The organism is Prosthecobacter sp. (genome assembly GCF_044226605.1).
Lineage (GTDB): Bacteria > Verrucomicrobiota > Verrucomicrobiia > Verrucomicrobiales > Verrucomicrobiaceae > Prosthecobacter.
The window spans coordinates 70087-88280 of record NZ_JBGAGS010000011.1; the positions used below are offsets into that span (position 1 = coordinate 70087).

The 18194-nt window shown below is 62.7% G+C and carries 12 protein-coding genes; 7 read left to right on the forward strand and 5 right to left on the reverse strand.

The features are described from left to right. Positions 1-732 precede the first annotated feature (732 nt). Together ACILSO_RS16570 and ACILSO_RS16575 are read right to left on the reverse strand one after the other, a co-directional pair. On the reverse strand, positions 733-1338 hold the full coding sequence (locus tag ACILSO_RS16570) for a hypothetical protein (protein WP_395738547.1): 606 nt from the start codon (positions 1336-1338) through the stop codon (positions 733-735). Beyond that, positions 1322-2662, reverse strand: a complete 1341-nt coding sequence (locus tag ACILSO_RS16575; RefSeq protein WP_395738548.1) for a coproporphyrinogen-III oxidase family protein — start codon at positions 2660-2662, stop codon at positions 1322-1324. The genes ACILSO_RS16570 and ACILSO_RS16575 overlap by 17 nt, the downstream gene beginning before the upstream one ends. A gap of 269 nt (positions 2663-2931) precedes the next feature. Here ACILSO_RS16575 and ACILSO_RS16580 point away from each other — a divergent pair, with 269 nt between their 5' ends. Beyond that, positions 2932-3741: a hypothetical protein gene (locus tag ACILSO_RS16580; RefSeq protein ID WP_395738549.1), complete on the forward strand. Its 810-nt coding sequence runs from the start codon at positions 2932-2934 to the stop codon at positions 3739-3741. Between the two features lie 387 nt (positions 3742-4128). After that, entirely contained in the window at positions 4129-9363 is a 5235-nt protein-coding gene (locus tag ACILSO_RS16585) for a beta strand repeat-containing protein (protein ID WP_395738550.1), read from the forward strand. Positions 9364-9820: 457 nt separating this feature from the next. Here ACILSO_RS16585 and ACILSO_RS16590 read toward each other — a convergent pair whose 3' ends face one another. The 3 genes from ACILSO_RS16590 to ACILSO_RS16600 form a co-directional block, all read right to left on the reverse strand. Further along, positions 9821-12430, reverse strand: a complete 2610-nt coding sequence (locus ACILSO_RS16590; protein ID WP_395738551.1) for a protein kinase domain-containing protein — start codon at positions 12428-12430, stop codon at positions 9821-9823. Positions 12431-12581: 151 nt separating this feature from the next. Continuing rightward, positions 12582-14252: an ArnT family glycosyltransferase gene (locus tag ACILSO_RS16595; protein WP_395738552.1), complete on the reverse strand. Its 1671-nt coding sequence runs from the start codon at positions 14250-14252 to the stop codon at positions 12582-12584. Then, positions 14252-14935 carry a PIG-L deacetylase family protein gene (locus ACILSO_RS16600; RefSeq protein WP_395738553.1) on the reverse strand — a complete coding sequence of 228 codons (684 nt, stop codon included), beginning with the start codon at positions 14933-14935 and terminating at the stop codon, positions 14252-14254. The genes ACILSO_RS16595 and ACILSO_RS16600 overlap by 1 nt, the downstream gene beginning before the upstream one ends. 167 nt (positions 14936-15102) lie before the next feature. Here ACILSO_RS16600 and ACILSO_RS16605 point away from each other — a divergent pair, with 167 nt between their 5' ends. The 5 genes from ACILSO_RS16605 to ACILSO_RS16625 are packed head-to-tail and all read left to right on the forward strand — an operon-like array spanning position 15103 to position 18005. Further along, the gene (locus tag ACILSO_RS16605) at positions 15103-15840 is read left to right on the forward strand and encodes a glycosyltransferase family 2 protein (protein ID WP_395738554.1); all 738 of its coding nucleotides are present in this window, start codon (positions 15103-15105) and stop codon (positions 15838-15840) included. A 32-nt stretch (positions 15841-15872) separates the two neighbouring features. Further along, entirely contained in the window at positions 15873-16397 is a 525-nt protein-coding gene (locus tag ACILSO_RS16610; RefSeq protein WP_395738555.1) for a hypothetical protein, read from the forward strand. A 36-nt stretch (positions 16398-16433) separates the two neighbouring features. Then, complete coding sequence (locus ACILSO_RS16615) at positions 16434-17006, forward strand: DUF4303 domain-containing protein (RefSeq protein ID WP_395738556.1); 573 nt, start codon at positions 16434-16436, stop codon at positions 17004-17006. 15 nt (positions 17007-17021) lie between these two features. After that, the gene (locus ACILSO_RS16620; protein ID WP_395738557.1) at positions 17022-17414 is read left to right on the forward strand and encodes a hypothetical protein; all 393 of its coding nucleotides are present in this window, start codon (positions 17022-17024) and stop codon (positions 17412-17414) included. 15 nt (positions 17415-17429) lie between these two features. Continuing rightward, positions 17430-18005, forward strand: coding sequence for a hypothetical protein (locus ACILSO_RS16625; protein ID WP_395738558.1), 576 nt, complete (start codon positions 17430-17432; stop codon positions 18003-18005). The last annotated feature ends 189 nt before the right edge of the window (positions 18006-18194 follow it).

Genomic DNA, 18194 nt, shown 5'->3' on the forward strand with positions numbered 1-18194 from the left:
CCAGCGCCTTCGCCTGCGGGAGCATTCGGTCTGGAGTGCGGTCGCGCAGATGCAAGGCGCAGCCATGCATCGCAGCTACCGCTTTCGCGGGCTGAAGAATGATCTCCGGACTCAGCTCCCCGTCCGCCATGCGCATGGGTGCTTTCGGAGGCGCATCAGTCCTCGCCCACCAGCATCCCTGCGAAAGCGGTAGCTGCGCTCGTTCCTCGCTCCGCGACCGCACTCCAAATCCTAAACGCCCAGCGCAGGTAGGGCGGCTTGTCCTCAAGCCGCCGCCGTTTGTAGCGCCGAGAGCCTCCCAGTAGGACACCCCGTCACCGCAAGCCGTCCCCCCAAGGCTCCGCTACCACGCCATACCATTCGCACCTTCGCCCCCCTCTCGCGGAGGGCTGGGGACAGCCCTCCCTACCTCATCGCGCTGAGCGCTCGCAGTCCCAGCGCAGGTAGGGCGGCTTGTCCTCAAGCCGCCGTGGTCTGCCACGTTGGAAACCTCCCGGTAGGACACCCCATCACCGCAAGCCGCCCCCCAAAATACTCCGCTACCACGCCATACCATTCGCTGCTTCCTGCCCCTCTCGCGGAGGGCTGAGGACAGCCCTCCCTACCTTTCGCGACGGGATTTCAGCACTCGCTCGGTGCTTCTCATCTTCCTCTTCCTCCTACTCCTCCTCTTACTCCCGGAAAAGGGAGGTGGAGTAAGAGCAGGAGGAAGAGAAAGAGCTCAATCCTTCCTCACACCACCCTCGGCAGCACTTCCACCACATCCGCCAGCACTCGTCCACTCCCATGGCGCAGCTCATTGCAGCGGCCAAACAGGATCTGCCCGCTCGTCGCGCCCAGCAGGTCTGCCAGACGCTGGTCCACGGAGATGCGGAAAAACCCGCGCGGGTGGCTGGAGTGCGGCACCGCGTAACGCTCCAGGATGGCACCGAAGGGCACGAGGCCCTCCAGCACGAGCTGCTGCGCTTCTTCGGGCAAAATATCGAGATGAATGCCGATGGCACCAAACTCCACGGGCATGCCGTCTTTGCGGCGATGCAGCACGGAGGCGCGCACGAGGTAGTTGCCGATGCGGGCGCGGGCGGCCACGTCGAGATCGATCTCGCTGCTGTGGTACTCGCGCAGGTGCGGCGTCATGTCCTTGTCATGCACCAGCAGGTAGCGCTCCTGCTCGGCCAGATCCTGCGGCTGCACAAAGGTTACGCGCGGGCGCACGCTGCCGATGCCGTAGAAGAAGATCAGCGGCGCGAGGATGTCCTCGTCCTGCCGGGGTGCCACGTTCGTCGCGGGCGCTGCGACTGCTGCTGTGTGCCGTTCCGGCTCAAGTGTAGCGGGCATATTGGCGATGCTGGGGAAGGAAGAACTCGTGCAGCAGGCGGTCCACCTGAAGGAGGCCGTCGCGGGAGAGGGTGATGCCCTTCTCATCCAGCGTGGCAAAGCCTTCCTTGGCCAAGTAGTCGAGCTGAGGCGCGAAGTGCTGGCGCGGATCTTCGCCGAATTTCTGAATGTAGTAGTCGAACTCACTGCGGCCCAGCTTGAGCTTGAGGATGAACTCGCGCACAAAGCGGTCTTCCGGCGTGGTCTGGTAGGCGCGGAAGATGGGCAGCTTGCCCGCATCGACCGCCTGCATGTAAGGGCCTACGTCGGCCTGATTCTGATAATGCACGCCGCCGAGATGGCCAAAGGAGGCCACGCCGCAGCTCAGCAGATCGGCCCCTTCCCACAGGGAGTCGCGATACACAAACTTGATGCGCTGCGGGTCCTTCACCACGGTGTAGGCGCTGGTCACGGTGTAGCCGTCCTTCTGGAATTCATCGAAGGCGTAGCTCACCCAGTCGCGCTTGGTCTGCCAGTCGGCCACGGGCGCGGTGACTTTGCCTTCCGCCTTCATCTGCTGGTACATGGTGGTGTTGTAGGGCACCTCCATCTGGTAGATCGTCACGGCATCCGGCTGCATGGCGATGGCCTTGGCCACGGTGACCTTCCAGTTTTCCCAGGTCTCATTCATCATCCCCGCGATGAGGTCGATATTGATATGCTCAAAGCCGAGCGTGCGAGCAAAGCGATACGCCTTTTCGATTTCGCCGCTGCGATGCGCACGACCGTTTGTCTCCAGGATGTGGTCGTCGAAATTCTCGACGCCGAGGCTCAGGCGCGTAACGCCGATCTCGCGGATGCCCGTGAGCTTCACCTCATTCAGCGTGCCGGGTTCCGCCTCAAAGGCCACCTCCGCCGCCTCGTCCCAGGGGATCATGGCCTTCATGCGGTTGGTCAGGTCCTTGAGCTGCGGCACAGAGAGGTAGCTGGGCGTGCCGCCGCCGAAGTACACGAAGTGCGCCTTCCGCCCCTTCAGGTAGGGCTGGCTGGTGAGGTGCTCCATCTCGCGCATGCCGGCATCGATGTAAGCCTTCACCTCCTGCGCGTTCTTGTCCGTGTAGACCTTGAAGTAGCAGAAGTGGCAGCGCTTGCGGCAGAAGGGGATGTGGAAATAGACGCCGAGCGGGATGCTGGCGGGAGCCGGCTGCTGCAGCACGGCCTCCACGGCGGGCACCTGGTCCGGTTTCCAGAAGGAAAACGGCGGGTAATTGGAGACAAAATAGTTCCCGGCCTCCGTCTGTTCGACTTTCTTTTCGTGGGCGGGAGATTCGAGCGCGGTTTGCATGAATGGGGTATTTAAATTACGGCTGCCGATGCTGGTTCTACGATCAAACTGAACCAGCAAAGCCGCAAATGGGAAATATTTGACCGATGGGGGCACACCTGAGTTTCAAATGGCGATCACGCCAGTACACGACAGAACAGCTGAGCCAAAACGAGTAAAGAATGAGCGAGTATTGCATGAATACTTGGCCTCCGATCGTGTAAAGGACCTCCGCCTCCCCCGTTTAAGCACACGCCACTCTCGTAGCGGACCGCCAAACACCACTCTATATGACCTACACAGGCTATGGTTTTTTGGGACTTCTCATTCCTCTGGGTGTGGGTTTGCTGGGGCTAGGTTTGTCGGTGCCTTTCCCTGCCCTCCTCACGCCTGAGAAAGCTGATATCTTTTTCGGCGGCGTCGCCGTCATCAGCGCCCTGCTGGTATGGGTGGTGGGCAGCCGGCTGAACAAGAATGCCGTGGGGATGTATGTCCACCCAACGACACGTCAGGTGATCCAGTATGATCTGGAGCATACCCTGATGTATATCCCACTTCAGTGGATTTCCGTGGCGATCCTGCTCGTCGCCGCCTGCCTGGTCTACCAGTCAAAGCACCAGCCTCCTGGCCGGTGGGTGTCCAAAAAAGAATACGAGAACATCATGCGTGACACGATGCGTGACTACAACGTGGTTCTTTCGCAGTACCGCGTCGGCATACGCGTGGCAAGCATGCCGCAGGAATGCGTGCGGGTGCTGCCGCGACTGCCTGAGGACGAGCAACCGGGCTGCCTGCTGGTGGCTATGACCACCAGCTATGAGATCGGAGCCCTGCGCGCGGCACAGATTCTGGCTAAAGAACTTCACGACATCACGAGAGAGAACCCCTTGCCCCTGCTGCCAGTGGCGGCCGCTGGAACCAAGGAGGAGCAGCGCCTGCAGCCTGTGCTTCAGATGTTGAGAGTAATGTCGATGTTTCCCACCAAGCCCGAAGATGAAGACAAACACCGGGCGGTGGAGGCATTGCTCGTGCGCTATGAAAAAGCCGCAGCAGCCGCTGAGTCAAAGGACGGCGTGAAACTGCCATCGTCCCCGGAATAGAGCACTCACTCTCGGGGCTCCCGGCAAAGCGCCGGCTGCGCCCCCGGATTCGTAGCCACAGGTCGTGACATAGTCCCAGCCTCTGCCCCTCCCCAGCCGGTTTCCCCCTGCTTGATCCGCCGCAGTCTTGACAGGCTGGCGGCTGCACCTCAAGTCGTCAGCACAGCATCCTGACTGGGTTATTTGCCTAGGCAATGCCAATCCAACTGCAACGCCACGGCCTCCCCGCCCTATTTCTTTACTGTCTGCTAAGGGACATGAACCCGTTGCAATAAGATATCAGACCCCACGTTGGCTAGCGTGGATGCAACCCCCGTCATTTTCCTTGAGTATTCCATCTTACAGGCAACCATCCCCCCCGGCTTTCAAACCTAAGTCCGCTCAACCATGAACGTCTTTCGTAGTCTTCTCTTCACACTGGCGGCTTTGGCGCTCGCCCTTTCTGCGCACGCCGCACCACTTTCCGGCACACGGACCATCGGGCCCACGGGTGATTATGCCTCCGTGACCGCCGCCATCGCGGATGTGCAGGCACAGACACTTGGAGGTGCGCTCGTGCTGGAGCTGCAGGCCGCGTACGTGAGCACCGTGGAGACCTACCCGCTCACCATCCCGGCGCTCAATGGTGCCAGCGCCACCAACACGCTCACGCTGCGCCCGCAGGCAGGTGCCACGGGCCTTTCCATCTCCAGCGCAAACACCACGGCGGCGACGGTGGATCTGAACGGCGCGCAGTTTGTCACCATCGACGGGCGGCCCGGCGGCACCGGAACGGCGAAGCAGCTCACGCTGGCCAATACCAGCACCTCCGGGGTGGCGCTGCGCTTCATCAATGAAGGCAGCAACAACACACTGCGCTATCTTACCATCCAGGGCGTGAACACCAGCGCCAGCAGCGGCACCGTCGTCTTCAGCACCACCACGGGCACGAACGGCAACGACAACAACACGCTGGACACCTGCGACATCCGCGATGGCGCCACCACGCCGACCAATGGCATCTGGGCCCTGGGCACCGGCACCACCACGGCCAGCAACAACAGCGGCAACGTCATCACCAACTGCAACATCTTCAACTTCTACCGCAGCACCGCGGTCATCACCAGTGGCCTGTCTCTCACCAGCGGCAACACGAACTGGACCATCTCCGGCAACAGCTTTTACCAGACCGTCAGCCGTGCGGGAGTGGCCACCACGGTGCGGGCCATCTACCTGAGCAATACTTCGACCAACAGCCACACCGTCAGCGGGAACTTCATCGGCGGCAGCGCGGCCAGCGCAGGCGGCACGGCCTGGACGAGCACCGGCACCACGGCGGCGTACAACTTTGTGGGCATCTGGCTGCGGGTGAGCAGCAGCCCTACCACCAGCGTGCAGGGCAACGTCATCAAAAACTTCTCCTGGTCCACCTCCAGCAATGACAACACGCAGCCGGGTCTGTGGTCCGGCATTTATGTGGAGACGGGCGCGGTGAACATCGGCACGGTCACAGGCAATACCATCGGCAGCGGCACCGGAACGGGCTCAGTCTCCGTTGTCACCTCGGGGGATGGCGGCATGACGTTCGGCATCTGCTCGGACTCCAGCACACCGGCGAACATCAGCAACAACACGATCGGCTCCATCACCGCAAGCGGCACGACCACGGGCATTGGTGCGTCGATCACAGGCATCCAGGTCACCAAGGCCACAAACACCATTTCCGGCAACCTCATCGGCAGCAACACCACCGCCAACAGCCTGAACGCCTCCACCAGCGTGTCCTCCGGCGGGGCGGCGCAGGTGGTGGCGGGCATTGAGTGCGCCAGCACCTCCGGCACCTGCACTGTCACGGGCAACACCGTGGCCAATCTCCTCAACAAAAGCACCCGGACGAGCTGCCTGATGCGCGGCATCGTCGCCACGTCTGGCGTCAACACCATCTCCGGCAACACCGTCCACGATCTGACAGCGCCCAGCATGAGCACGGGCGCTGCGGTGGTGGGCATCTCGCTGGCCTCGTCTTCCAGCGGGCAGACGGTTTCTCAAAACGTCGTGTACTCCCTGTACAACACCTCCAACGCAGCGATAACCCCCGCGCAAAACGTGGCCGTGGTGGTTGCCGGGATCTATTACAGCGGCGGCATCAGCGGCACCAACGTCATCGAGCGCAATTTTGTGCACAGCCTCTACCTCGACTCCCTCAACACCTCGGCGGAGCTCAACGGCATGCTCTTCGGCTCCGGCTGCACCTTCACCGCGCAGAACAACATGGTGCGCGTGGGCCTGGACGCCACCGGCACCAGCACCGCCACCGGCGCCACCGTCCGGGGCCTCAATGACAATGACAACGGCGCGAACTATCCGCGAAACTTCATCCACAACTCCGTCTACGTGGGCGGCACGGCCACTTCCGGCTCGGCCAAAACCTATGCCTACAGCAGCTCCAGCCAGAACAATTCCCGCGACATCCGCAACAACATCTTCGTCAATGCCCGCAGCAACAGCGGCGGCACCGGCAAACATTACGCAATGACGAACGGCAGCGTCAGCGCCCCGCCTCCAGGCCTCACCTCGGACTACAACATCCTCTACGCTTCCGGAAAAGGCGGCGTACTCGGCCTTTTCAATGGCCAGGACTGCGACACCCTCGCCGAATGGCAGGACGCCACCGGACAGGATGCCAGCAGCGCCGTGCAGGATCCGCGCTTCATCAATGCGACCGGCGCCGCAGCGGCGGTGGATCTGCACCTGCAGGCAGCCAATCCTGCCGAAGGCCAGGGCGTGCTCATCGCTTCCGTCACCACAGATTTCGACGGCCAGACGCGCAGCAGCCTGACTCCGGTGGACATTGGTGCGGACGCCGGCAGCTTCACCTACAATCCAGCCCCCGCCATCAGCTATCCGCAGCTCTCCAGCGGCACCATGAGCAACCGCGTTCTCACCGCCTGGGCCACCATCATCGACGACGGCGGCGCAGTCTCCAGCGGCGCCAATGCCCCGCGGCTCTACTACAAGAAGTCCACGGACTCCGATGCCTTCATTGGAAATACATCGGCCAGCAATGGCTGGAAATACGTCACCGGGACAGACGTCGGCGGCGGAAAATACAGCTTCACGATTGATTACTCCCTCATCATCGGCGGCGTGGTGACCCCGGGCCAGACCATCCAGTACTTCGTCGTCGCGCAGGACGCGTCAGACAATCTCAGCTCCTGGCCTGCGGCCGCCACCGCCTCGACCAGTCCGCCGGTGCAGCACATCAGCGCCAAGCCCGCCACCGGCGTGTACAGCTACAGCATTCTGGATGCGCTCGGCGGCACCGTCACCGTCGGTCCCGGCGGCACCTATCCCAGCCTGAGCGGCGCGGGCGGCCTCTTTGAGGCACTGAACTCCAGCTCCCTCACCGGCAACCTCGCCGTGAACATCACCGGAGACACCATGGAGGACGGCAGCGTGATGCTCAACGCTCCCAGTTCGAACGTCTATCCCAGTGCCTTCACCGTGACCATCCAGCCGGACAGCGCAAACATGCGCACCATCACCGGCACCGGCGCGAACGGGCTGCTCCGCTTCAATGGTGCGCAGCGCATCATTTTGGACGGCAGCTTCGGCGGCAGCGGGCGCTGGCTCACCTTCCGCAACACCAACACCGGCAGCCTGGCGTGCACCCTCATTTTCACCAACGACGCCAGCAACAACATCGTGCGCAACTGCGTGCTCGAAGGCTCCTCGACCCCCTATGGGGTGGTGACTTTCCGGGCGGGCGCAGTCACCGGCAACGACGGCAACACCATCACCGGAAACCAGATCCGTGACCGCAGCGACACCACCAGCGTGCCCGGATATCTGGTCAGTTCGCTCGGCACCTCGGACTGGGTGGCCAACAGCGACAACACCGTCTCCAACAATGACATGTTCAACTTCAGCGGCACAGGCATCGGCGTCTTTTCCGGCAACAGCTCATGGACCATCACGGGCAACACGGTTTACCAAACCGCCGCGCGCACGACCACCCTGAACGGCATCTATGTCAACAGCCTGGGGACGAATGCGGTGCTCAACAACGTCGTCCATGACCTCACTTCCAGCGGCGCCACCACCGGCATCTCTCTTGGCACGGAATCTGGCAGCACCCTGGTGTCAGGCAACCGACTTTGGAACATCGGCAACACCTCTGGCGGCACCAATCAGGCTTGTGGCATCCTCTGCCAGCATGTTTCAGGTCAGAGCGTCACCGTAGTGAACAACATGATCGCATTGAGTTCCTCCGGCACCACGGCGCAGAATCTGCGCGGCATTTATGACAGCGGCACCGCTGGCAGCACCACCCTCATCGCCTACAACAGCGTCCTTCTCACCGGCACCGGCGGCGCCTCTCGTGAAACCTGGGCCTTCAGCTATGCGGGCGACTCCACCGCGACGGTGAAAAACAACATCTTCCTGAACCTGCGCACCGGCGGCAGCAGCCACTATGCGGCGAACTTCTCCACGGCCAGCACCGGCACCCTGGTGATGGACTGCAATGTCTATTCCGGAACCGGCCTCACCACCGCTGCAAACTTCTTTGACGCAGGCGATGGCGGCACTTTCACTGACATCCCCATCAGCTTCGCCCAGTGGAAGGTGAACGTTCCTGGAGACACCCACTCCAGCGCCGGCAATCCCGGTGGCAGCTACAGCAGCTCCATCTTCACCGCAGCCGCCACCGGCGACCTGCACCTCACCGCCAGCGGCAGCGTTTTGGTGAATGGCATTGCGATTCCCGTCCCAGAAGTGACCACGGATTTCGACGGCAACGCCCGGAGCAGTTCATTCCCGGTGATCGGCGCCGATGAGATCCCGCTGCCAAACATCGCAGTGGCGCAGAGCGCCGCCCTGGCCGATGGCGGAGGCAGCGTGAATTTCGGTGGTTTGAAAGTGGGCAGCAGCAGCGCGGTCAAAACCTTCACCATCACCAATCCCGGCAGTGCCACGCTCAGCGGCCTTGTCCTTACGAAAGACGGCACCAACCCCGCCGACTTCACCGTCAGCTCTCTGAGCAGCACCAGCATCCCGGTCGGCTCCGGTACGGTCACCTTCACCGTCACCTTCACCCCTGGTGCCGTCGGTGCGCGCAGCGCCGCCCTCCACATCGCGAACAATTTGCTCGGGTCCAAGAATCCCTTCGATATCACCATCAGTGGCACGGGCCTGACGTCAGCCGACTCATGGCGGCAGGACAAGTTCAACACCACCAGCAACACCGGCAGTGCCGCCGATACTGCCGACCCAAACGGCAATGGCATTTGCAACCTTATGGAATACGCGCTGAATGGCGATCCAACGGGCAGCACCGCCACCACGAGCATCCTGCCCACAGCATCAGCAAACGGAACGAATCATCTGCAGCTGGCCTTCACACGCTATCTGGATCGCAACGACATCACGCTCACCGTTCAGGGATGCGACACGCTGGCGGGCACATGGGTCGATCTTGCCCAGAGCGTCAACGGTGCGGCCTTCACCGTGCTGGCCTCCGGTGCCAGTGTGAATGAAAGCGGTGCGGGCAACACCCGTGCCGTGACGGTGGGCGATCTTTATCTGATGACCGATCCCGCCCATCCGCAGCGCTACATGCGCCTGCGGGCGACGAGGCCGTGAGCCATGAGCCGCGTGTGAGACGCAGGCCGTCCGTAGGCCGGATGTGGCGACAGCCCGTCCGTCTGCGTGCGCGTTGCGCACGAAAGGCACGGGGCAAATTTGGAGTGCGGTCGCGCAGCGAGGAACGAGCGCAGCTACCGCTTTCCGCAGGCCTGCTGCCACCCGAAAACCACCACGCAGCCGAAAGCACCCACTCGCTCGGCGGCCAGGGTGGTGAGGCCGGAGATCCGCCTATACCCCTTCGAAAGCGGTAGCTACGATGCAAGTCTGCGCCTTGCATCTGCGCGACCGCACTCCAAAACGCTGTCGCGATCGCGTTTGCCGTCGGCTGATCAATTCGGCCCTCCACAGGGGGACTTCATGGCGTCTGGAAATCATGTTTCAGCTCTCGGTGGCGCATGATGGCGAATTGAACAAAGCGCCGCAACTTCTCAGGCAAACTTCCCGGATGCCCCACTCACTTCCCCCGCGCCAGCACCACGCGAAATCCAATCGTATTCCTTCGCGTCTCCGGCGGCACGGGCATTCTCGCTGAGGAGAGCAGTTCATCCTGGGAGGCGCTGCGCCAGTTGCCGCCGCGGGTGGTGCCGAGCACGGGCTTGGAGGCTTCGCCCGGTTTTGCGCCATCGTTTGGTTTTGCGCCATCGTTTGGTTTCGCCGGTTCGCTCGGCTTCGCTGGCGGGGCCGGGGAGAAATCCGTGTCGATCCACTCGGACACATTGCCTGCCAGCCCGGTCATGCCGCGATCATTCGTCGGCAGCGCCGTTACGGGAGCGAGAAACGGAAATTTGTCCTCGTAGCCGGGGATGGCGCTGTCCAGTCCGGCTTTGCGCGCACCGCTGATGTCCGCGAGATTGTCCACATCCGCCGGCGGCGGCCAGTCAAAGCCCCAGGGGTAGATGCCGCGGATGCGTCCGTTGCGCTCCTCCGGCGTGCTGCCGCGCTCCAGAGGCAGGCCCACGGCGCGGCTCCATTCCTCATCCGTGGGCAGGCGGTACACATCCTTGGAGCCGATGAGTCCGGCATTGCGCTCGCGCTCGGTCAGCCAGGCGCAGAAGGCACGCGCCTCGCTGCGCTCCACCCCCACCACCGGCACCGTGCCTCCACCGCCTTTGCTCGCGCCGCCGTCCAGCCGGGCAGGGCGGCGCGCCTGGGTGGCCTTGCAATATTCCAGGTAGTCGCGGTGGCGCGTCTCCCACGCAGAAAACATCACGTCTCCCAGCGGCAGCAGATTCATGCCAAGGCTGTTCGCCTTCCACTGGCGGCCAAACGTCACCGCCTTGCGCGTCTGCATGTCCGCAAACAGTTCCGCCTGCTCCCCTTCCCGCACCTCGCCCTCCAGCACCACATCGGCAAAGCCTTCCTCGCGCAGTTCAAACTCCACCGGCCCGGTGCGCACGCGCGGCAGCTCCAGCGGTGTCTCGCCCAGAAACTGATCGTGCTGAAACACGCGCACTTTCTCCGGCTGGCTGGTCACCACCACGCTGCCGTAGGTCTGGCGCTCCACCCGCAGGTGGAAGGCGCGCCAGTTCTTCTCCGCACCCGGGTCATCCTTGTCCGCGTCGCGGCCGTCCGGCATGTCATCGGGCGCAGGCTGCCCGCTTTCCACAAAGTAGAAGGGCTCCACTTCGTAATGGTGCTCCTGGCTCAGGTAGGCCTCGCTGCGGTCGCGGTCCGTCAGCCAGTAGCGGAAAGCCTCCGCATCGCCGTCCGGCACGACAACGAGATAAGTGCTGTCCTGGTCTTTGCCGCGCTGCAGGCGCACCACCTTGCCCTCAAAGGACCTGCCCGTGGCCTCCAGAAAGCGTTTGAAAAACTTCATCTCCACCGGCTCGGCGCTGATGTGCCCCCCTGGCCCCGGTTTGAACACCATGCCCAGGCTGTTGAGCCAGCGCTCCCCTTTCTGTGGCAGCCGGGACGGCTCCATCTTCAGCGTAAAGACCGCCGGCTTCTCATCCAGCGCGATGTGGTCGATCTCGATATGCTTGTAGCCCGGCAGCCGCAGCTGATAGATCACCGGCACCCCCTCGGCGGGGTTCAGCTCCAGCGGTGTGACGCCCAGCTTCTCCTCCCCGGCAAACACCACCGCGCCGGGCGGCGTCGTCACAATCTTGAGGCGCGGCTGGTGATTGTTCATCGCCATCAGCGTCTGCGCCCGGTGGCCGCGCGCCAGCCACATGCCAAAGCCCACTGCCATCAGCAGTGCCACGGAGCCCGCCGCGATCCACGTCCACATCAGCCGGCGTGAAGACGGCAGCGGCTCGCCGCGCAGCGCCAGCGCCATCTCCCGCGCATTCACAAAGCGCCCCTTGGCCTTCGGCGCGCAGGCGGTGCACACCACATCCTGCAGCCTGCGCCAGGACTCCAGTGGTGCGCCCGTTTCAGAGCACGATGGCAGATCCGGGAAATCCAGCCGGTCCTTCCCCGTGCTGGCTTCGTAGAGCACCATGCCCAAGGAAAAGATGTCTGATGCCGCCGTACCCGGCCCCTCCGGCGCCACAAAGCCCTCCGTGCCCACAAAGCTGCGCTGCCCTAGCAACGCCACCAGCCCGATGTCCGCCAGCCGGCAGATGCCATCGATGAAAATGAGATTCGACGGCTTCACGTCGCGATGAATGAGCTGATTCCGGTGCAGGTAGTCCAGCCCCTCCGCGATCGTGGCCCCCAGCTTGATGCACTGGTTTGCAGGCACGCGTTTGTCCCGCTTCATCTGCAGTCCCAGCGTGTGCGGCCGGTAGGTGTCCTCGCGGATGTCACGCCCCGTCTCCAGGTCATCCGCCAGCTCCATCACGTAATAATAGAAGCCCTCTTTGTCCGAGCGCCCCACCTGCAAAATCGGCACCAGCGCCTCATGCCGGCGCGAGATCGGCTCGAAGCGTTTGATCGCCTCAAACTCACGCTCAAACGAGTCCGGCTTGTCGTAGTCCTCCCGCCACACCACCTTCACCGCCCGCAACACACCCGTGACACTGCGCGCCAGCCACACCTCCCCAAACGCCCCGTGGCCGATGAGACGAAGCGTCTCGTGATCACGGATTTCAGGCGCTGTGCGTGACTTGATCTGCATGCGGGCGGGTTGGGACGGGAGATTACACCGCAAGCGGGCCTGCTTGTCGAGTTGTGAAGTGGGGAAATGCGAGCGCCTTGCTCCGCCACAGCCCGCCACGCCAACCTGCGCTCAGCTTAAAACTTTGAACTTTGAACTTTCAACTCCGTAATCACGGCTTCCCGCCCTTGATCCGCACCACCATGCGGCCTCCGAGGGTCTTGAGGATTTCCAGCTGCCCTTGCAGAGGCGAGCCGGGGGCTTCCAGGGTGTCCACATCCTGCTTCAGGAAGATGCAGAGGATGCTGGAGTAGTCTTTGGCAAACTCCTGCACGCCGACGCCATTGCGCAGCATGTGCAGCGGCGGGTGGGCGGTGAAGTAGGGGTGCAGCTTGTTGGGATCCACCGAAAAGTAGACCACGCCTGAAGGCATGCTGCCCGTGTAGTACGTCACCGCGCGGGCGATGAAGCTGGAACTGATGATCGGCTCCCCAGGTTTGCGCACCTTTTCCGCCTCGGCGGCGATGTCCCGCGTGGAGGTGTACATCGGGATCTTGTCGTTCACCCCGTATTGCATCAGGAGGACGAGCCCCGCCGTCACCATGACGGTGCTGCCCGCCCAGGCCGCGATGCGCTGCTTCAGCATGAGCACCATCGGGATGCTGATAATCCCCGCCAGAATGTAGATGACCGGCACCAGGTCCTTGATGAAAACATTGCTCTCCTTCGGCGGCAGAATCAGCGAGATGACGGGGCCCGCGCCGATCACCAATGCGGTCTGCAGCACCACCAGCGTGGCCACCAGGATGCGCTCCCCTTTGCTGCGGAAGCCCTGGCTGATCCACTGGTCCAGCGTGTGGCCCATGATGAGCGCCAGCGTCACGAAAAGGAAGAAGGTGTACGTCGGCAGCTTGCTGTTGCAGATGGTGAAGAAGATGATGTTCGGCACAAACCAGCAGGTCAGGTATAGCAGGCGTTTGTCGGTCTTCAGCCCCTTCACGGTGCGCACCACGGCGGCGATCAGCAGCGGGATCCAGGGCAGGTTTCCGCCCACGTGAATGGCCAGGTACCACCACCAGTGGTTGCTGTGCGGGTGCTCGGAGCCGGTCAGGCGCTCCCAGTTTTCATGCACAAAGAAGCGGTGCCAGTACTCCATGCCATACTTCTGAAACATCACGGCATACCACGGCACGGCGATGACCGCCCACACGACGAGGCCCAGCCACAGCCCCTTGCCCCGCCACGGCGAGCGCTTCTTGGTCAGCCACAGGTAGCAGATGGAGCCCAGCGTGGGCACCAGCAGCCCCACCGGCCCCTTGGTCAGAAACGCAAACGCGGAGGCCGCAAAGTGCAGGATCATCCACCGGTCCCGCTTTTCCTCCTCCTCGGTGGCCAGCCAGAAGAAGAACACGGAGGCGCTGATGCACAGCGCCAGGCAGATGTCCGTCAGCATCAGCCGGGACATGATGGCATACTCCACCCCGGAGGCCAGCACCACGGCGGCCCAGAAGCCCGCGCGCGGAGAGAACATGCGGCGGCCAAACCACCACGTCAGAAACACCAGCAGCGTGGCGGCCATGGCCGAGGGCGCACGGCAGGCAAAGGGATTGTCCCCAAAGAGCTTCATGGCGATCATCGACTGCCAGTAGAAAAAGATCGGCTTTTCAAACTGCCGCTCGCCAAAGATGATCGGCGTCAGCCATTCATTCTTCTGCACCATCTCCCGCGTCGTCTCCGCATAGAAGGGCTCATCGGGGTCGATCAGCGGCAGGTGGCCGAGACGCCACCAGAACATGACAGTGCAAATGGCAAGGAGGGCGAGGAATTGAGAGCGGATGGACATCAGTCAGGTTGGGAGGGAATGAAGATTTCCTGATCGCGTGCATACCCGCAAAACCGGGCGCTGCTAAGGAAAAGTTGAGTCTCGTGGCACTCGATGGCCGCCAGCTTGCGCGCCTTCTGCTGCAGCGTGAGCTGGAGCGTCAGCCCCGAGGCCTCCGGGCAGAACCAGCGGCGGTGGATGAGGTAGGCCCACTGCGCCAGGTCCATCCCGGCCCGTTTCATCGCTTCTTGGATGAGGCCGTAGGAGCCCTCATGGTCCGGGTGGTTGTCGTCCTGGGAGGGCACCACCAGCAACGTGGGGCGGAAGGTTTCCAGCTCGGCCACATGCAGGCCCAGCGCCTCTTCATCGTGCATCTGGTGCAGCGCCGTCAGCCCTTGGTCGGGCAGGCCAAAAAAGACCGCGTCCTCCGCCCGCAGGCCGAGGGTTTGCACCGAGCGCCCGGCCTCCAGCCGCCGCCGCGCGCCCCAGCGCCGCCGGCAGTCCATGTCGATGCTCCACCGCTGCTCCACGTAGCGCTGCGGCCAGGGGTTGTTGTCGCCGTCGGTTTGAAAGACCACCCGCACCGGCGCACCCAGGGCCACCGCATGCTGGATCAGCCCGCCGCAGCCCAGCGCCTCGTCATCCGGATGCGGGGCAAAAACCATCACGCGATCCTGGGGTGAGAGCGCGTGGGAAAAAGGCATTTTGGAGGGTGGTCGGGAAATCAACGGGAGGGAGAGGGGGCCGTTTCCATACCCCGCTTCCTGCCGCTTGCCAGATGAATTGTTGGCCATCAAAATTGCTGACAGCCCGAGATTCTGGTTGGACAGCACGCCTGAAACCGTGGACACTCGGCACCCTCTACCTTTTCATGCAGACCGCCCCCAGCTCGTGCAAAATTGCTGCCCTCATTCCCGCCTACCGGGAAGCCGCGGCGATTGCCGATGTGGTGAAACGCACGCTCCCTCATGTGGATCTCGCGCTGGTGGTGGATGACGGCTCGCCGGACAACACCGCCGCCCTCGCCCGCGAGGCCGGGGCCGAGGTCATTGTCCATACCGTGAATCAGGGCAAGGGTGCCGCCATGAAGACGGGCATGAAGACCCTCACCGAGCGCGGCTTTGACTACATTATGCTGCTGGACGGCGACGGCCAGCACGCGCCCGAGGAGATCGCCCGCTTTACCGCCCTGGCCCGCAATGGCAGCGCTTATGTGGTCGTGGGGAACCGCTTTGAAAACGTCAAGGGCATGCCCATCGTGCGCCGTTTTGTGAACAGCCTCATGTCCCGCATCATCAGCAATGCCTGCGGGGTGCGCATCCCGGACACCCAGTGCGGCTTCCGCCTCATCCGCTCCAGCCTCGTGACCTACATCATGGGCAGCAGCGACCACTTTGACTTTGAGACCGAGATGCTGCTGCTGGCCAGCCGCGCCGGCTTCACCATCCAAAGCGTCCCCGTCAGCACCATCTACGGCGCGGAAAAGACCAAGATCCGCCCGGTGCAGGACACCATCAAGTTCATCAAGCTCATGCTCCGCTGGCGCCGTCAGGCCGGCACCCCGCCTGCGGCAGCCCCGCTGAGTCCCTCCGAAGCCACCGAGCTCTGATCTGAAGCCCTTCCCTGCGGGTCTCTCCATTCATGATCCCGGGCATCGATTTCTCCAAGCTTCACGAGAGCGAACAGGTGGAGCTGCAACTCCCTCAACCCATGCCGGTGCGGCAAGCCGCGCGCACCCTGCGGGCCCTTGGCTTTAAACTTCGTGAAGATGTGTGCAGCCTCCCACGGCAGGATGCCCACCAGCGCCATGAGCAGGACTCGATCACCGACGTGAGCTTCATGTCCGCAGGCGTCGAGACCGCCACCTATCTGGAAGACGACGATGATGACGACGAAGACGAGCCAGAACCCGAATGCGATCTGCTTGTGTTCGACTACCTCTTCGCCTTTCTGCCCAAGACGCTCATCCCCGAATTCCTGTCGATGCTTCAGCGCGTGCAGCCAGCCTTCGGCGGCATTTTGACGCATCGCGGTGCGCCCGTGGAGATCGCAGAGCTTGAGACCTTGTTTGCCCGCTACGTCACCGAGATCTGGGAAGAACTCGCCGAAGAACCCGGCGGCGATCTGCTCCACCGCATCATTCATGAGTCTTACCCCCGTAGGTAGCGCTCCTTCCCTTCCATCTCCGCACCCAAGGCAGCCATGAATCGCATTTCACCAGATCAATTCGAAGAGCTGATTTATCAGAGCATCCGCAAGGCCTTCACCACCCTGCTCTCCGCCAGCCAGGGGCAGACATTGTATTCCTTCGCGCTGTTCACTGACGACAGCCTGCAATTTCTCTACCCTGTGGCCAATTCCGAGGAGGCGCTGACGGCGGCCGTGACCCGCTACCAGACCACGGTGGATCCGAAGTACGGCGGCACCACCACACGCTCCAGCCTCCGCTGGTCCTACGGCGACTGGGGCTTTTTCCCAACCGTGGACGAAGAGGCCTTCCGGGAAGCGAACGAACTCCTCAGCGAGAACTTCGACCAGATGCTGGAGGACGACAGCTTTGATGGCGATGTGGACCTGCTCTTTGCCGCGATGCTGAAAGGCTTTCAGCGTGCCGTAGCCGAAGGCGTTTTCAGCTCTTTCGTGCCCCGGGGCAGCCTCGTCCTGCTCCTCGTCGGAAACCTGGCTGCGGAGCTCACAGACCCTTGGGTCATGGCGTTGAATCCGCCAGAAACCGCCTCCATGTATATCAACTGGGATTCCACTCAGGACACCTGATCCAGCAGCAAGCCCATGAACCCGCAGGCCATCACGAAAGAGAATGCCAGCACGATCGGCTTTGTCGTCTCGTGCCTGTTTGCGCAGGCTGTCTCCACCGCGGAACTGCAAACCTGGGCGGGAAATGTGCTGCTGACCGTGGACCCCTGCCCTGCCTGCCTCGTGGAGCTGTGCACCTTCGAAGGACCGCTTCACAAGATCTTCGAGGTCATCGGCTTCGTCCCCGGCGGCGATCTCTCGGACGAGGAAAAAACCGCGCTGGTGGGGATCGCCCACGTCCGCGGCATAACACCCTATGAGCCGGAGCCAGATCGCGCGCATGCTCTCGCCGCACTTGCGGCGCACCCGCAAATCATGGCAGATTTTCGCGAAACTTTTCCCTTCATCGCATTTCCGCAGGACCGTTGATCACCCCGACCCCTCATGCCCACCAAGCCACCACCCGCACTCGAGGCCCATCCTGGCATCAATGCCAGCCACATCACGTGGTATGTCACTGACCGGCTCAAGGCAGGCACCATCAATCTCTACTCGGCCTATTTGCTCATGCACGAGGCCCTGCGCTTTGAGCGCCTGCTGTACCTCCAGTCCGGGTGGAAGCAGAAGCTCGAAATCAGCGGCCTGATGGACCTCTACTATGACCACATCACCGCAAAGGCGCTGGGATGCACGGTGGAGGCGGACGAGTCGGCGGCGTGGTTCCTCGCGGACATCCCGCTGCTGCAGGAGAAGCGGAAGCACTTTCTTGCCGACCGGCTGGCCGAAGGCAAAAGCCTGCTGGCAGACGCCGCCCTCCACCGCCTGCTGGCGGATCTGCGCCGGCGCTACGACTCCCTCCCAGATGCCCAGGGGCCCTACCCGCAGGGGTCCTTCCCTTTTCACCTGGCAGCGCCGGAACTCGAGCTGCTCCAGCCCGGCTCGCAGCCAGCCTTCGCCCCCGGGCAGGAACTGGACGCAGAGAGCGCGGATTTCTACGTGCAGCTGCAGCTTGCCCACTGACTGCCTTTTGGCGTGGCGTTTTCCCCTCCGAAATTGTCGCGGATTGCGGACATTTGGGTGACGTGAGCGCCCTACGTGGCGTGGCTTCCCCCGGAGTGACTCATGACACTTGCCCAGACTGGCAAATATCATTCTACACTCAGCCAGGCGTTTGCACTCGTAAGATTGCAAGATGCCTCCGGGCTGCCG

Excerpts from the sequence above, each read along its gene's own strand:
- ACILSO_RS16615 (WP_395738556.1), top strand. The coding sequence starts at position 16,434 with ATGAATCGCATTTCACCAGATCAATTCGAAGAGCTGATTTATCAGAGC.
- ACILSO_RS16595 (WP_395738552.1), bottom strand. The coding sequence starts at position 14,252 with ATGTCCATCCGCTCTCAATTCCTCGCCCTCCTTGCCATTTGCACTGTC.
- ACILSO_RS16605 (WP_395738554.1), top strand. The coding sequence starts at position 15,103 with ATGCAGACCGCCCCCAGCTCGTGCAAAATTGCTGCCCTCATTCCCGCC.
- ACILSO_RS16570 (WP_395738547.1), bottom strand. The coding sequence starts at position 1,338 with ATGCCCGCTACACTTGAGCCGGAACGGCACACAGCAGCAGTCGCAGCG.
- ACILSO_RS16610 (WP_395738555.1), top strand. The coding sequence starts at position 15,873 with ATGATCCCGGGCATCGATTTCTCCAAGCTTCACGAGAGCGAACAGGTG.
- ACILSO_RS16585 (WP_395738550.1), top strand. The coding sequence starts at position 4,129 with ATGAACGTCTTTCGTAGTCTTCTCTTCACACTGGCGGCTTTGGCGCTC.
- ACILSO_RS16590 (WP_395738551.1), bottom strand. The coding sequence starts at position 12,430 with ATGCAGATCAAGTCACGCACAGCGCCTGAAATCCGTGATCACGAGACG.
- ACILSO_RS16600 (WP_395738553.1), bottom strand. The coding sequence starts at position 14,935 with ATGCCTTTTTCCCACGCGCTCTCACCCCAGGATCGCGTGATGGTTTTT.
- ACILSO_RS16625 (WP_395738558.1), top strand. The coding sequence starts at position 17,430 with ATGCCCACCAAGCCACCACCCGCACTCGAGGCCCATCCTGGCATCAAT.
- ACILSO_RS16580 (WP_395738549.1), top strand. The coding sequence starts at position 2,932 with ATGACCTACACAGGCTATGGTTTTTTGGGACTTCTCATTCCTCTGGGT.
- ACILSO_RS16575 (WP_395738548.1), bottom strand. The coding sequence starts at position 2,662 with ATGCAAACCGCGCTCGAATCTCCCGCCCACGAAAAGAAAGTCGAACAG.
- ACILSO_RS16620 (WP_395738557.1), top strand. The coding sequence starts at position 17,022 with ATGAACCCGCAGGCCATCACGAAAGAGAATGCCAGCACGATCGGCTTT.